Source organism: Prevotella sp. PTAC (assembly GCF_013166535.1).
Classification (GTDB): Bacteria; Bacteroidota; Bacteroidia; order Bacteroidales; family Bacteroidaceae; genus Prevotella.
This window is the reverse complement of record NZ_JABKKK010000001.1, coordinates 254,140-269,681: the sequence shown is the minus strand read 5'-3', so window position 1 is coordinate 269,681 and position 15,542 is coordinate 254,140. Positions and strand designations below refer to the sequence as shown.

The window sequence follows — 15,542 nt, the reverse complement described above, 5'->3', positions numbered from 1 at the left end:
TTAGTGGGCGTATTAATTAACCAAAAAGAAGTTATTGGAAAAATTGGTAAGTTATACATCATTTTTTTTAGTCTTTATATAGTCTTGCTTTTTTTTACTATAACACATAATTTCTATGAAGAGAGTTTTCGTTATTTGATAAGTAATGGAATGTTGTATATGGTAATCTTACGATTGTTATGTGGTATTATGGCATGTCTTTTTTTGTTGGACTTATTCAAAAAAATAAGTAAGAAATATTCGCTTTTCAGTAAGGTTGGTACTATGACACTGGGTATTTACATCATACATAGTATATTTGTTATTTTTTTAGGTAAAAATGTGCTTGGCTTATCAATAATGACTGGTAACTCAATGTTTGATTGGTTATTGATGGTTATGTCCGCATTTTTTGTGTTGTTCATCTCCATATTTACGATTCGATTGATGCAAAAAAATAGAATCATTAAAATGCTATTTTTGGGAGAGTATAAAAAATGAGAAAAATATATAATATAACACGGAATATCCATTATTTATGGAAAAGGTTGACTAATCAGTATTATGCACTAATAAATAAAATGAAGTTTATACTGCTTGGTGTTAATTATGGTAGTCGATGTATCGTTCATGGTCACCTTTATTTAAAGATTGGTAAGAATGCTTTTATTGAAATTGGAGACAATCTATGTTTTTTGTGCGGAAGGGCTTTAAATCCCTTGTCTCGTAATTCTGGGGGGGTGATTTGTGTGAATGAAAATGGACTTCTGAAGATAGGCTGTGACGTTGGTATAAGTAGTGCGGTCATTTGGGTTCATGAATCTATAACTATTGGGAACAATGTGAATGTCGGTGCTAATTCCATATTGATGGATAGTGATGCCCATTCATTGGAATATCTTGATAGAAGAGTCCTTGCAAAAGATGTTATTGCAAAAAAAAATAAGCCAATAGTTATAGAAGATGATGTTCTTATCGGGGTAAACTGTATCATTTTGAAAGGTGTGACAATAGGGTCACATAGTGTTATCGGTGCAGGCTCTGTTGTGGTACATTCAATACCGCCAGATTGTATAGCCGCAGGTAACCCGGCAAAAGTTATTAAGTATTTAAAATAAATTCATCAAGATAAATCAAAATGCGAATATTAGTCTTTACTGGTGGATTAGGTAATCAGATATTTGAGTATGCTTTTTGCTGCCATCTGAGAACTTGTTTCCCTAATGAGAGGTTATATGGTCATTATGGCAGGAAATTGACAGAACATTATGGGTTGGAGATAGACCGATGGTTTGATGTGGATTTGCCACCCGAGAAATGGTGGACATTGCCAATGGTGGGCTTGTTTTATATCTACAAGCAGATGGTTCCAACCTCCAAGTGGCTCGACCTAAACCAGCATGAGTGGCGACACCGGGATGCCAAAGTTTTTTTCCCATTCAAGTTTAGCAAATGTTATTTTCCTGATGGAAAAGATTGGCTTAGATGGAAAGTGAACGAAGAAGAATTGTCTGATAAGAATATGGAAGTGTTGCAGGCTATTCGAGGCAATAATACTTGTTTTGTTCATGTAAGGCGTGCCGATTATCTCACTGATAAGTACAAGGCTATTTTTGAGGGATGTTGTACACTCGACTATTACAAGAATGCTATTACCTATATGCAAGATAAGCATCCAGACTTGAAATACTTTTGTTTCTCTGACGATTTGATATGGATGCGTGAGAATTTACCATTGGGTGACAATGTCACATATGTGGATTGGAATACCGGAAAAGATTCGCCATTGGATATGTATTTGATGTCACAATGCGAGAATGGTATCATAGCTAATAGCTCTTTCAGTTATTGGGGGGCTTTCCTTGGTCGAAAGAAAGAAACTGTGATATATCCACAGAGATGGTGGAATAGCAAAGTTGGTAGTCCTAAAATATTTCCAGACAATTGGATAGGAATATAAATAAGAAAAGAAAATTGTATGAATCCAAAGATAAGTGTTATAATTCCATGTTTTAATGTAGAGAAGCATTTGAAAAACATATTCGAAGATTTGTCTATGCAAACATTTACCGATGCAGAATTTATATTTATAAATGATGGTGGAAGTGAAACAATCGATAACATTACGGCAGATTTTGCTCGCATGGATTCGAGGGTTGTTTCTGTTCGTCAACGGAATGAAGGAGTTTCGTCTGCAAGAAATCATGGAATCGAGTTGGCAAAAGGAGAATGGATTGTATTTGTGGATCCAGATGATAGGTTGGAAAACTACTATTTGGAATCGCTTATATTATCAGTAGAGAATACAAGTATAAATATTGGTATTGGCGGATTCAAGCAAATTTTTGTAAGGAAAGGGAGTATGGTGGATTATACAATTAAGCAGCACTGCGGACCAATGTCATTGTCGGAAGCGTTAGCTGTTGCCCCCCCCCCCTACAAGTGCCATGGAATAAAATATACAGACTGTCATTTCTGAAAGATAACCATTTGGTTTTTCCTTTGGGAGTTACATATTTGGAAGATGAACATTTTAATCTGAGGCTTTATCAGAAAGTCAATTTTGTGAGTGTAGTACCAGATTGTGGGTATCGTTATATGATGTACGACGAGAATTCTGCATTGAGTAAATATCATGTAAACCTCAAAAAGAATATGTATATATCAATGGAATTAAGAAACTCTCTGTATAAATCTTTCGGTCTGTCTGAAAAAGAAATTCATCAAATGAAAGTGGAAAAAGTAACACTTAATATATACATTCTCATTATTAATTTATTTAAAATAGGTTCTCCACTTACTTTTAGTGAGATTATAAATTATATAAGATATGAAATATTTGGTGATAAAACATTGATGAGCCTGTTTAATGAACATCATTGGTCGGGGGATAAAGGGCTGGTAAAAATATGTAATGTTTTGGTTATGAGCAAAAGTCCATTGTTAATATCTACGGTATTTAAAATCATGTTTTTCATAAAGTATTATATGAGAAGGATTGAAAAATAGTAATTAAGAATGAGAAAAATAATTCTGTTGCAATGTAAATTTTTGTTAGTACAGTGGTTGAATTTTACATATCAACTGGTTCCTAACCCTTTGCGTAACGGATATTTACGTATGTTTGGTTTGAAATTTTCGGGGGTAATACACCGAGGTTGTAAATTTTTTCATTTGGGTAAATTTATAATTGGAAAAAACTCAGTAATTAATTTTGGATGTTATCTTGATAACAGACGTGGCATTATTATTGGTAGTAATGTGGGAATAGCTCATAATACAAAGATATACACCTTAGGTCACGACGTTAACGATCCTTATTTTAGAACCAAAGGTGCACCTGTAATAATAAAAGACAATGCTTTTATTTTTTCGAATGTGCTTATTATGCCGGGAGTGACCATTGGTGAGGGAGCAGTAGTGTTGTCTGGTAGCGTTGTGACAAAGGATGTTGAGTCTCGGACAATAGTGGGTGGCAATCCAGCAAGATTGATAAGGCGGCGTAGTTGTGATATAAATTATAAGTTAGCATATAAATATTGGTTTGCATTATAAAGGTATGAATATACTTTTTTTATTGAAAAGATATGAGGTCGGTGGCGTTGAGATAGTGACTTCTACTCTTGCAAGTTGTTTTATTCGACATGGGCACCATGTGGTGTTGGTTTCATTTCATGATCCGAATGTTATGGCTTTGACACGTGTAGATGAGAATGTCAAGATATATGCTTTGGGAAAGTATGAATATTCGACCAAGAATGTTGTGGCACTTCGTAAGATCCTGATAGACCACAATATAGACATTGTTATCAATCAATGGGGGTTGCCATATATACCTATTAAGACTCTCTGTAAAGCCAAGGTGGGGTTGAGTGTGAAAGTAATCTCGGTGCATCATAATCAAGTGAATACCAATGCCAGGTTGAAAGCTGTGGAACAAGCTGAAGAGCGTTGTAATAATCCTTTGATGAAAAGAGTGTTGAGACTGAAATATGCTGTATTTAAGTGGGTAACTAGCCGTTCTATGCGGTATGTTTATGCACATAGTGATGTTTATGAGGTGCTTTCCCCTAGTTTTATTGAGCTATTCAAGAAATTTACAGGAATCAAGAATCCTACAAAACTAATATCACAAACCAATCCTATTACCATTGAAAATCAACATGAAGAAAATGCACTGCAACTTTCTGATTTGAACAAGGAAAAAGAAATTATTTATGTAGGTAGATTGGATAACATACAAAAAAAAGTATATCGTGTAATAGATACATGGAGCCATCTTGAAGAGCATTATCCTGATTGGCGGTTGACAATAGTAGGAGATGGTGATGATAGGAAATCTCTGGAAGATAAGGTAAAAGAAATGGGATTGCGGCGTGTGGCGTTTGAAGGATTTCAAAATCCTTTGGAATATTACAAGCGTGCATCAATGCTATTGCTTACTTCTGATTTTGAGGGCTTTGGACTGGTTATAGTAGAGGGTATGTCATATGGTGTGGTACCATTTGTATATGGTACGTATCCTGCTATTTATGATATTGTAGAGGATGGCAAGGATGGAGTCATCCTGCCGATGAATAAGCATGGTTATGACAGTAAGGCTATGGCAGATAAGTTGGCTGTATATATGTCTGATTATGCAGAATGGAAACGAATGGCAAGGATGGCAATGGTTAAAAGCCGGAAGTTTACGCTCGAAAATATCTATCAGCAATGGTATAATGAGTTTATGAAACTTAATATGGAGTAATTTGCTTCCTATTATATTTGTGTATGGTCAAATTATATATAATATTTTATGCCCTCAAAACAGCTTGACATAGTGAATTTCCTTCGTGGATTTTCTATTACAACTATCGTGATAATGCACCTGTTACAGGGATTTGAATTATCCGACTTCATGATGAAAGCAACATCTTTTGGTGGTGCAGGCGTACATGTATTCATTCTTTGTTCCGGGTTTGGGCTGTATTTGTCATATCTTCATAAACCGTCGGGATATAAAGAATTCTTGAAGCGTAGGTTCGGACGTATTTATTGGCCAATGGCTATTATTTGTATTCTCACCGCATTTTGGATGACATTCCAAGGCAAGGATGTTATGATGCCATTGCTTGGTAATCTGTTACTATTTAAGATGTTTGTGCCTGAGCTTGAGAATTCTATGGGTTGCCAAATGTGGTTTGTATCCACAATCATTCAGTTTTATATGGCATGGCCGTTGATAATCAGGCTGGTACGAATTCGGGGGGTATTATAAGGCTCTTGTTATCAGCTTGTTATGGTCTTCTCTTGTTGGGGTTATGGGTTATGTTGACGAGCGGGTTTGGAATAGTTTCTTCTTACAATATTTGTGGGAGTTTTGTCTCGGCATGAAGTTGGCGGAAGTGTATGTCAATCGCGGTGCGGATTTAAGTATTCCTAAATACAAGTATTTGTTGCTTGCATGTATTGTGGGAATGGCTGTAACCGGTGTCATGGGGTGGATGGGATTTCCGTGGAAATTATACAATGACATTCCGTCATTGTTCGGCTATTGCTCATTTGCGCTGATAATATATAAAATAGGTATAAATTGGCTCAACAGTTTTTTGTGTTATACAAACAGGCTCTCATACGAATGGTATTTGGTGCATATCCTTGTTTTTCAGATAGTCATGTTTTTATTAAAGAGCATGATCCCTACCATAATTTTAATCATCATCTGCCTTACGATGTCATATTTTGTGGCGATGGGGTATGCCCGACTATGGAATAAGAAAAAATAAAAAATGGAACGAATTAAGATTCTTAATGCTGAGATACAGAACATAACCTCTTCCGAACTGCTTATGTCGTTAGAGCGCGGTGTACTTATAACACCGAATGTAGATCAATTGATAAAATTACAGAACGACAGAGCCTTTTACGATATAATCAAAAAAGCCGATTGGGTGGTTTGTGACAGCAAAATACTCTATCTCTTCTCCAAGATGTTGAAGCGTCCGTTGAGAGAGGCAATTCCTGGCAGCGGTTTCTTTCCTGATTTCTACATGTATCATAAGGATGATGAGAATTGCCGGATATTTCTGCTCGGGGCAATGGACGGTGTTGCCGTGAAGGCGATGGAGAATATAAATCGTAAGGCAGGCAGGGAGATTGTCGTAGGAGCATATTCTCCTACATACGGTTTCGAGAAGAAACAGGAAGAGAATGAAGCTATCCATAAGATGATAAATGATAGCGGAGCCAACGTCGTGTTGGTAGGTGTAGGATGTCCCAAGCAGGAGAAGTGGATATTCGGCCATAAGGACAATATGCCGAATGTCGACATTTGGATGGCTCTTGGCGCTACAATTGATTTTGAGGCAGGTAATGTTAAACGTGCTCCCATGATATTTCAGAAATTGGCTATGGAGTGGTTTTATCGTTTTCTTATGGAACCGAAAAGGATGTTCCGGCGTTATTTTGTTGACGATGTAAGGTTCTTTTGGTATTTCGGTAAGCAGTTACTCGGACTTTATAAAAATCCGTTTGAGGAAACTGTATAAAAGATTTAAGATTAGCAGGGGGATACTGACAAGTAATGTGAGTATCCATACAATGGCATTGATTGAAAGAAGTAAATATCCTTTGAGACGGTTCATGATGGCAAAGGTACATTTTTTTTAATGAAAGACACGAAAAACAACTGTTTTACTTTGTGATATTGAAGTGACAGCGCCATTTCTGGTAAAGGTAATAAAGATAGTTCCGTATCATTGATATTGTCGGATATCAATTTATTTTGTCGGTATCATTACGTATGGATATACAATGTGGTGTGGTAAAAATCATGATATATAGTACGTCTGATGCCAAAAACATCCGATCGGTGAAGTATGCCGGACAGTCGTTTCTTTGATTTTTTACAATTGGCGGTGGGTCAAACCGACATCTTCACGTACTCCCTCATAGAGGAAGATTGGCAAAATCTGTTTGATCTGTGTAGAAAGCATGCTTTAATCGGTATAGGCTTTTGTGCCGTTGAGAGACTGCATGGCCTCGGGGTTGAGTGTCCTTATGCGTTAAAGATACGGTGGATGTCGCTTGTGATACAGATCGAGCGAAAGAACGGATACATGAATGCCGCTTGCGGGAAAGTATCTGCGAGATTTGTCAGGGACGGTTTTGATTGCTGTGTGCTGAAAGGTCAGGGTAATCTGTTGAATTATCCTAAGTGTTTGGCATGCAGGAGGCAGGCCGGTGATATTGATTTATGGGTAATGCCACATTGCGGTCGTAATAGCGTAAAACCGGTAATATCCTATGTCCGTAAGTGTTCGAATCAATACCAAAGGGCGGTCTGGCATCATATAGACATGGCTTTTCCGGATATGGATATTGATTTGGAGATACATTATCGGCCGGGTTATCTCAGGTCTTTTATCCGTGACATGCGTATGCGGCGTTGGTTCCGTAAGAGATCGGATGAGTGTATGGGTAATAATACATCGTTGGGATTTGCCGTTCCTACTTCTTCTGTGAATGTTGTGTATCAAATGTCACATATCTTCTCCCATGTTTTTGAAGAGGGAGTAGGCCTGCGGCAACTCATGGACTATTACTTCGTCTTGCTGTCATGGGATAATGCGCGCAAGGAGAAATGTATTATGCTTCATGGTGACGGTGATGAGAACACAGACTGCCACATTCTCCCGGCAGATGAAATAATGCGTGTTGTAAGCAGCCTCGGCATGGCCAAATTCGCCGCTGCGGTGATGTATGTATTGCAACAAGTGTTTGCCATGCCCGACGACCGGCTCTTATGTGCTCCCGATGAGAAGAGGGGCAAGCATTTGCTTGACGAAATAATGCTTGCCGGCAATTTCGGACAATACGACCGTCGTGATGAGAAAATGAGATATGGCGGAACTGTCTCGCACGGAATGTGGAAGTTGAAACGGGTAATGCGGTTGTTGAAATACTATCCTGAAGAAGCTTTGTGTGAGCCGTTTTTCCGTGTGTGGCATTTGGGCTGGCGGTGTTTCCATTGACGGTATCGGCGCTTTCGCCGGCGGTATATAAAAGAATTTTGTAGATATATCCGGTCGTCGGCTTTTGATGACAAATGGGCGGCATGTAGCCTTTGTCTTAAGTCATATATAATTTCCCAAATACGATTGGTATGGCGGTTCCTGTTCGTCTGCACGACTATCAGAAAGATATTAAGTCGCGTCTTTTTGAGGCGTGGCGTGCTCATCGCAGCGTGATGATTCAGATGCCGACAGGCACGGGCAAGACGCATGTGCTGGCTGCCGTTGTGCGTGATTTTATCACAGCCGGTAATGGTACGGTATGGATTATAGCCCATCGCCGCGAGTTGGTGGCGCAAGCCGAGGAGACCATTGCGCGCTATGGGATAGATAAGACCGACGGCCGTGTGAGGGTGTTGGCAATCCAGTGGCTATCACGGCATTGGGATGATGAGATTTCACGGCCGTCGCTGGTGGTCATTGACGAGGCGCATCATGCGCGGGCGAAAACCTATCGTGTGCTTTGGGACAGATGCCCCGGAGCTAAGTTCCTCGGTCTTACGGCCACTCCATGCCGCATGGGCCGCGACGGGTTTACCGACCTGTTCGATACCTTAATCACGTCGTGGGGCATCGCCGGGTTTATAGGGAAAGGCTTCCTGTCTTCTTTCGATTACATATCCATACGTCAGGACAGTAGCGAACAGCTGTTGATTGACAGTCTGGAGAAACGCGGTGCCGACGGTGATTACCAGATAAAGGAGATGAACGATGTTCTCAACAGGCGTCCGAGTATAGAACGGCTTTATGCAAGCATACGGAAATTCGCCGCCAATAAGAAAGGCATAGTCTATGCCATAAGCATCGGCCATGCAAGGGCGATAGCCGAGTATTACGGCATGCAAGGGATGAATGCCGTGGCTATTGACAGTAAGACACCGATGGCCGTGCGTAAGCGGTTGGTTGAGGCTTTCAAGGCTGGTGAGATACAGGTCCTTGTGAATGTCGATGTGTTCAGCGAGGGATTCGACTGTCCTGATGTCGAGTTCGTTCAGATGGCTCGTCCCACGCTGTCTTTGTCCAAATATTTGCAGCAGGCGGGGCGTGGACTGCGGAAGTCGGAAGGCAAGAGCGCTTGCATTCTTATAGACAATGTCGGCCTTTACCGTGTGTTCGGTCTTCCTACCGTGTCGTGGGATTGGGAGTCGATGTTCCGCGGATATGAGACCGGCAGGGGGTACCGTGCAGGCCGTATTCAGGGCGAGGCGCGTTCTGTCGCTTCTTCATCGGAAATCACTGTGCGTGACAGCGATATGGAGGTGGTTGTGTCTCACGATAATCTCCTTTCCGCTCTTTCGGAGCAGAAAATATCGCAACCTCAACCTATGCACGCTTCGGTTAAAACCGAATTAAAGGCATGGCAGGATGTGGGCACCGGTCTTTGGGGGCTTAGGCGGGGGCGCCGACATATTACCGGGGCACAGTATATCACGGTGTTCGATATTCGTAATGATATGGCGGCTGTCAGGTTTGCGGATAACAGTTGCGGATTGATAGACGACAGCGGCGGGACAATCTGGAAGAGGAGACATTGTAAAGCGATGAAATTCGGCAGAAATCATTTTCTTACCGTTACATCCTCTACCGGACATGCTTCTTATCTGGATCTGCACAGTTTGCGGACGTATGACTGTAAGCCTGAGATTAAGCGCTTTGGAGATATCGAATTGTTGAAGTCCGGCAACGTTTATTACAGCCGGACAAGGGTGGTATATACAAACAACAGTAATATGACCGCGGATTGCATCTTCAATTGTAAGTCTTATATCGTGATTTTCGATTATCATGCCCATGCTCCTTTCTTCGGAGAAGCAACGGACATGCGTGACAGTACATCCGGATATGTCTGCATTCTCCGTGATGATTACGATAGTTTCTATCATATTTATAAACGACTTGCTGACAGAAGCCTCATAGTATATGATGGCGACAAGCGGTTTTACCATGTCGCGGAGGGATGTGGGAAAAGGTATATAGGCAGTCGCTCTACGGATTCCGATGCGTCCGATGTCGAAAATGAGATAGACCTGCTGGACCGGGACGCTTCGAGGCAATACTTGGTGTCTCAGGCGGAGGCGGAGCGGAAGAGGCAGTTGATGCTTGATGATTTCAGGAACGCCATGCCGTTCAAGGCCGGGCGGAAATGGGGACTGAAAAAAGGAGACCGCGTCACCATACCGCCGATATACAGAAACGTGATGCCTCCGGTCGGCAAATATTGTGCCGTTGAGAAAAATTACAGCCAGTGGGGAGTGTTTGCCGTTGACGGTACGGTGTTGGTGGAGCCTCTGTATCCTAATGTGGAGATTGGCGAGCACGGTGTGGTTACGGTCACAAAGGTTACCGGAAACAAGGAATACATGAAGTTGCCGTGACGTATTGCCGACAGCGTCGCACGGTCTCCTGTGCGGCTCGCAGTCAGAATAGCCGGTATGCAGGAACTTCTTTTTTAGATAAAAAAACGGGACATGTATGTTGAATCAACTGCATGTCCCGTTTTTTTGTATAGGCATTTGTGTCTTGTATATAGTTTAAAGGCTTTCGGGCGGTTTGTGTGTTTGTTATTTTCATATCAATATCCACTTAAACCGCGGCATCCTTCGCTATTTTTTCGTAAATGCGGCTAATAATCGTAAAAAAATATCCGATGAATATACATAAATAAGTAACTTTGTCTGCCGTAGGTAAAAAACGGAAAATAACTATAAACCGAATATAAAATAAATTACGATTATGACAGTAGGAGACAGAATTCCCGATGTTCTCGGCACAGACCAGAACGGTAATGAGATAAAGAGCGGCGACTATCGCGGTCGCAAACTGGTGCTTTACAGCTATCCGCGCGCCAATACTTCAGGATGCACGGCTGAGGCCTGTTCGTTGCAGGACCACAAGTCGGAACTTGAGGCGGCCGGCTACGCTGTTGTCGGAGTGAGCAAAGACAAGCAGGCGGCGCAGAAAAAGTTTGCCGACGCACATGGCCTCGACTTCCCGTTGATTGCCGATACAGAGACCACGTTGCAGCAGGCTCTCGGCTGCTGGGGCGAGAAGGTGGCCTGCGGGCGCCGTACCATAGGTACGCTCCGCACCACATATCTGGTTAACGAGGATGGTGTTATCGAAAAGATATTCGCTCCAAAAGAGATAAAGACCAAGATACATGCCGAGCAGATACTCGACTATATCAACGGTAAGTAAGGCTCATGCCGGGTGGCCGTGACGTAATGGTATTTAAAAGTGCGTGCTGTGTGGTATCGTAAAGCTAGTATCGGGGATACAGGCGGCTTGTAGACAACATTAAAATAAGGATAACGGGATGACACAAGTATGGATAAGTGCCGCCGGACTGTGCGGTGCGTCGATTTTCGGAGCCGTATTGGGCTTCTTGTTCAAGGAGCTGCCCCGCAGATGGAACGACACCGTGCTGGGCTATTGCGCAGGCGTGATGCTTGCCGCCTCCACGCTCGGGCTGATAGTGCCGGCGTTCGATATGTGCGGTGCGGGCAGTTGCTGGGTGGTGGTTGCCGGTGTCATGGGCGGGGCGTTGTTTCTCAACGTGCTCGACCTCGTCACCCCTCACATGCACCATATCACGGGGCTTTCGCCCGAGGAGCATACCAGCAACAAGCGGCTTAAAAACATATTGCTATTCGTAATGGCCATCGCCATACACAAGCTGCCCGAGGGAATAGCGGCGGGAGTGAGTCTCAGCGACATGTCAGACGGCACGTCGTGGACCGTGTCGTTCGGAATTGCCTTACAGAACGTGCCCGAGGGCATGGTCATCATAGCCCCGTTGCTCGTGGCCGGCGTTACCCGGTGGCGCACTTTCGCCATATCCGTTGCCATCGGTCTGCTCGAAGTGGCGGGTGTGTGGCTCGGGTTTGCTCTCGGTAGCGTGTCTGAGGTTTTTCTGCCGGTCATGCTCGGTTTTGCGGGTGGTGCCATGCTGTATGTCACTTCCGACGAGATGATACCGGAGGTACACGCCAACGGTTGCCAGAAGCAGGCCACATACGCTTTGCTTCTCGGTTTCATGACTATGATTGTGCTTGAAAAGATTTTCGATTTATAATCTCTTTAACGTTATGGTGACAGTTTTTTCCGGGCGGTATGCTCCCGGGAATTTTTTAATAAAAGACAGATGAAAACAAAGATAGGACAGGCCGTGGAGCGAAAGGCTTCCGGAAAGTACAATTGTGCGCAGGCTGTGGCCTGCACTTATTGTGGGGAGGCCGGCATGGATGAGGTTGTCATGCGGGATGTCACAAACGCTTTCGGCGTGGGTATGGGCAATATGGAAGGCACTTGCGGCGCTATTGTGGGTGCGGGTGTGGTTCTGGGGTTGAGATATGGCGATCGTGCGAAGTCGATGAAAGCCATGAAGCGGATCATGAACAGGTTTCAGCACCGTAACGGCTCTACCGTCTGCAAGATGTTGAAAGGAACGGAAAACAAGTGCGTGCTCCGTGAATGCAATGACTGCGTGGCTGATGCCGCTGAGTTTTTGGAGGAGGCTCTCGAAGCGAGTGAACGGCCGCAGGCCTGATGCCGGTGTGATAGACGGATCCGATGCCTTTATGGCTGTATGCCACCATGATGTCGGCCGGTGTCAGAAAGGTATGGAATAACCTATGCCTGCGTCAATACGTTTTTCCGTTTCGCATCCCGATAAGTGCCTCAGGCCGTATTCGGCCTTTATAGTCAGGTTGCTTATCGGCGATATGTTTATTCCGAATGTCCATTTTGCCATATCCGGTTCGGCGGTGTGGGCAGTCCTGTCGTGGCGCACAAACGGTATTGCCGATATCCGTTCCGCTGTCAGCCGGCTGCCGATGTCGTAACCTATTTCCGCTCCAAACGAGCGTCCGCCGTCAGCACTGCGGTATATCAGCGATCCGTCGGCCGTGATGCCGTTCTTTTCGTAGTCGGCAGACAGGGCGCAATAGAATGTCGCGCCGCTCTGCTGGTCGAAACAGTCGGCAAAGGCGTGTATCATGCCGTGGTGCGGTTTTCCCGCAAATCCTCCGATGCCTATGCGCAAACCGTCGGCCGGCCGTAAGTCAGCCGTGACGGCCGAACCTAACATTGTGGTGTTGCTCAACGTGAAGTCGGAGTATGCCAGCAGGGCCACCGACCATGACACGTTCTTATACTGTCCGTGTAGAGCCGCTCCTGCCTCATGCCATGTCATGGGCATTATCCTTGATTCGCTTTCCGGATCGTATATGGTCAGCGCCGGACCGCCGGCGTTCGTTATTCCTATTGGAATGTCCACTATTCCGAACTTGATGTTCAGCGCGTCGCTCCATCTCTTATTGACATACAGTTTGTTGGACGAGAAATTGTCTTTCAGGTCGTTGCACCATTCTCCGTCTTCATGGATGCGCTCGTATTCCAGCTCAACCTCAATGCTCCACCCGCGGCCAAACTCAGCCGTGGCCGCACCCACGATGTGCGGAAAGTCCCATATCGTGCGTTCGTTTCCGTAGTATCTGTGGCCGTGGTTCACCTCGGTATATATTTCTCCCGATAACCTTTTGCTGTCTGTGATGTCTTGTCCGGTCGCTGTTGTCGCGACGGCCATGTTCATGACGCAACTTGCAATGATGGATGCTATTCTTTTCATCTGTAACTGCCGAAATCTTGTTTGGGCATGCAAAGATAGTAAATTTATTTCTATTTCCATTTTATCCGGGTTCGTAGTCTGTCTGTCCAAGGGTATATGACAGTTTGCGGATGTATTTGATTTTGTAAATAAAACATCGGACATGTTTGTGCGCGGCAGGATGGTCGGTCGTGTGATTGTTTCCGGTCTTGCGGTGGTGAGAACTTTGAATTATGATACGTTTCGGGCCGGTTGGTTGTCTTTTATGCGTTTGTTCGTTCGCCTTGTCACAACGGGATACCCGTTGGGTTCCATTTAGCCGCTAAACGGAATGCGTTTAGCGGCTAAATGCAATGCGTTTAGTACCCCGTCGCATTGTAACGGGTAGCCTAATGTAGACGCAAAAAGGCTTCCGATTTTGGTTTCGGAAGCCTTTTTGCGAGTTCGTGGTATCAGGATGCGCCGGCTGTTTATGCAAACATCATGTACGGATGATTTGCAGTGCGTATGTCGTCACCGCTATTGGGTATGTGTAATGCCGGGAAATACTATACATGCCATATGGTGAAGTCTTGTTTTTTCGATGTGAATTTGATGATGGTTGCGGCATGTTGAATTTTTGAATATCAAAAAGTAATGTTTCTGGATGTCTTTTTTTCTTGTGCCGTGAGTGGCTTGTTGTATGGGGATTGTATGTCGTTTTGTAAAATATTATCATGGTGTTTATGCTCTGGTATGGTTTTGTCTTTCACAAAGTTATGTTTTAAACCGCCATGTCGCAAGCGTTACCGCGATACACTTTACTATATATCAGTCGATATTTACGGCATATAAACTCTTTTTAGTACCGGCGTTTGTGTTCTTTTGTATGCACATTAAATCAGGAAATGCGCAATTTTAATGCTTTTTTCTTTGTCATGAGCGAGAAAAAGATTACTTTTGCATATATTACTATGGTGTGCCCCGCCGCCCTGTGGTGACGGGGCACATTCTGACTGACTAACAATACAATATAATTTTTATGAGTTTGAAAATCGTAGTACTTGCAAAGCAAGTTCCTGACACACGAAATGTGGGCAAGGATGCGATGACAGCCGAAGGCACGGTCAATCGCGCTGCGCTGCCCGCAATCTTTAACCCCGAAGATCTGAACGCTCTCGAACAGGCGCTGCGCCTCAAAGAGCAAAATCCCGGCTCTACGGTCGGCATACTGACGATGGGCCCGCCCCGCGCGGCCGAAATCATACGGCAGGGTCTTTATCGAGGCGCCGACACCGGATGGCTGCTTACCGACCGCCTGTTTGCCGGAGCGGATACGCTGGCCACATCGTATGCGCTGGCTACGGCGATAAAGAAAATCGGTGATGTGGACGTGGTTATCGGAGGCCGTCAGGCCATCGACGGAGACACGGCCCAGGTGGGTCCCCAGGTGGCCCAAAAGCTCGGTCTCAACCAGGTGACATACGCCGAGGAGATATTGAAATGCGAAGACGGCAAGCTGACTATCCGCCGGCAGATAGACGGAGGAGTGGAGACAGTGGAGACACCGATGCCCGTAGTGGTGACGGTGAACGGAAGCGCGGCTCCATGCCGCCCGTGCAACGCCAAGCTTGTGATGAAATTCAAGCGCGCCACGGCTCCGATGGAACGTACCGACGACATGCCTTACAAGGAACTGTATGCCGAGCGTCCGTATCTGACGCTCAACCAGTGGTCGGTGGCCGATGTGGACGGCGACCCGCAGCAGTGCGGACTGAGCGGTTCGCCCACTAAGGTGAAGGCCGTGAAGAACATCGTGTTCCAGGCCAAGGAGTGCAAGACCCTCACGGGAGGCGACGCAGACATCGAGTGCATGATAAAAGAACTGCTCGACGAGAAGATTATCGGATAATTACGAATAA

At 44.2% G+C, this 15,542-nt stretch carries 16 protein-coding genes; 15 read left to right on the top strand and 1 reads right to left on the bottom strand.

From position 1 onward, the window contains the following. Positions 1 to 3: 3 nt before the first annotated feature. From HPS53_RS12735 to HPS53_RS01090, 14 genes are all read left to right on the top strand, one after another. Entirely contained in the window at positions 4 to 480 is a 477-nt protein-coding gene (locus HPS53_RS12735; protein ID WP_371741728.1) for a hypothetical protein, read from the top strand. Next, positions 477 to 1,097 carry a DapH/DapD/GlmU-related protein gene (locus HPS53_RS01150; RefSeq protein ID WP_172203963.1) on the top strand — a complete coding sequence of 207 codons (621 nt, stop codon included), beginning with the start codon at positions 477 to 479 and terminating at the stop codon, positions 1,095 to 1,097. Before HPS53_RS12735 ends, HPS53_RS01150 begins: the two co-directional genes overlap by 4 nt. 137 nt (positions 1,098 to 1,234) lie before the next feature. Continuing rightward, complete coding sequence (locus HPS53_RS01145; protein ID WP_253942791.1) at positions 1,235 to 1,939, top strand: alpha-1,2-fucosyltransferase; 705 nt, start codon at positions 1,235 to 1,237, stop codon at positions 1,937 to 1,939. Positions 1,940 to 1,957: 18 nt separating this feature from the next. Then, a complete protein-coding gene (locus tag HPS53_RS01140) occupies positions 1,958 to 2,458 on the top strand; it encodes a glycosyltransferase family A protein (RefSeq protein WP_172203959.1) in 501 nt (166 codons plus the stop codon). Positions 2,459 to 2,646: 188 nt separating this feature from the next. After that, entirely contained in the window at positions 2,647 to 2,988 is a 342-nt protein-coding gene (locus HPS53_RS01135; RefSeq protein ID WP_172203957.1) for a hypothetical protein, read from the top strand. Positions 2,989 to 2,997: 9 nt separating this feature from the next. Then, complete coding sequence (locus HPS53_RS01130; RefSeq protein WP_172203955.1) at positions 2,998 to 3,534, top strand: DapH/DapD/GlmU-related protein; 537 nt, start codon at positions 2,998 to 3,000, stop codon at positions 3,532 to 3,534. Positions 3,535 to 3,538: 4 nt separating this feature from the next. Continuing rightward, entirely contained in the window at positions 3,539 to 4,729 is a 1,191-nt protein-coding gene (locus tag HPS53_RS01125; protein ID WP_172203953.1) for a glycosyltransferase, read from the top strand. Positions 4,730 to 4,777: 48 nt separating this feature from the next. Continuing rightward, entirely contained in the window at positions 4,778 to 5,239 is a 462-nt protein-coding gene (locus HPS53_RS12550; protein WP_371741727.1) for an acyltransferase, read from the top strand. A 511-nt stretch (positions 5,240 to 5,750) separates the two neighbouring features. Beyond that, complete coding sequence (locus tag HPS53_RS01115; protein ID WP_172203951.1) at positions 5,751 to 6,509, top strand: WecB/TagA/CpsF family glycosyltransferase; 759 nt, start codon at positions 5,751 to 5,753, stop codon at positions 6,507 to 6,509. 330 nt (positions 6,510 to 6,839) lie between these two features. Continuing rightward, positions 6,840 to 7,994 (top strand): nucleotidyltransferase family protein, encoded by a 1,155-nt coding sequence (locus HPS53_RS01110; RefSeq protein WP_172203949.1) that lies wholly within the window; start codon positions 6,840 to 6,842, stop codon positions 7,992 to 7,994. Between the two features lie 131 nt (positions 7,995 to 8,125). Continuing rightward, on the top strand, positions 8,126 to 10,408 hold the full coding sequence (locus HPS53_RS01105; RefSeq protein WP_172203947.1) for a DEAD/DEAH box helicase: 2,283 nt from the start codon (positions 8,126 to 8,128) through the stop codon (positions 10,406 to 10,408). A gap of 358 nt (positions 10,409 to 10,766) precedes the next feature. Beyond that, entirely contained in the window at positions 10,767 to 11,231 is a 465-nt protein-coding gene (locus HPS53_RS01100; protein WP_172203945.1) for a peroxiredoxin, read from the top strand. A gap of 118 nt (positions 11,232 to 11,349) precedes the next feature. After that, entirely contained in the window at positions 11,350 to 12,108 is a 759-nt protein-coding gene (locus tag HPS53_RS01095) for a ZIP family metal transporter (protein WP_172203943.1), read from the top strand. 69 nt (positions 12,109 to 12,177) lie between these two features. Beyond that, positions 12,178 to 12,582 carry a C-GCAxxG-C-C family protein gene (locus HPS53_RS01090; RefSeq protein WP_172203941.1) on the top strand — a complete coding sequence of 135 codons (405 nt, stop codon included), beginning with the start codon at positions 12,178 to 12,180 and terminating at the stop codon, positions 12,580 to 12,582. A 63-nt stretch (positions 12,583 to 12,645) separates the two neighbouring features. On the opposite strand, the gene HPS53_RS01085 is transcribed toward HPS53_RS01090, so the two are convergent. Continuing rightward, positions 12,646 to 13,662 (bottom strand): hypothetical protein, encoded by a 1,017-nt coding sequence (locus HPS53_RS01085; protein ID WP_172203939.1) that lies wholly within the window; start codon positions 13,660 to 13,662, stop codon positions 12,646 to 12,648. Positions 13,663 to 14,662: 1,000 nt separating this feature from the next. Between HPS53_RS01085 and HPS53_RS01080 the strand changes: the two genes are divergently transcribed. Next, complete coding sequence (locus HPS53_RS01080) at positions 14,663 to 15,532, top strand: electron transfer flavoprotein subunit beta/FixA family protein (RefSeq protein ID WP_104369666.1); 870 nt, start codon at positions 14,663 to 14,665, stop codon at positions 15,530 to 15,532. The last annotated feature ends 10 nt before the right edge of the window (positions 15,533 to 15,542 follow it).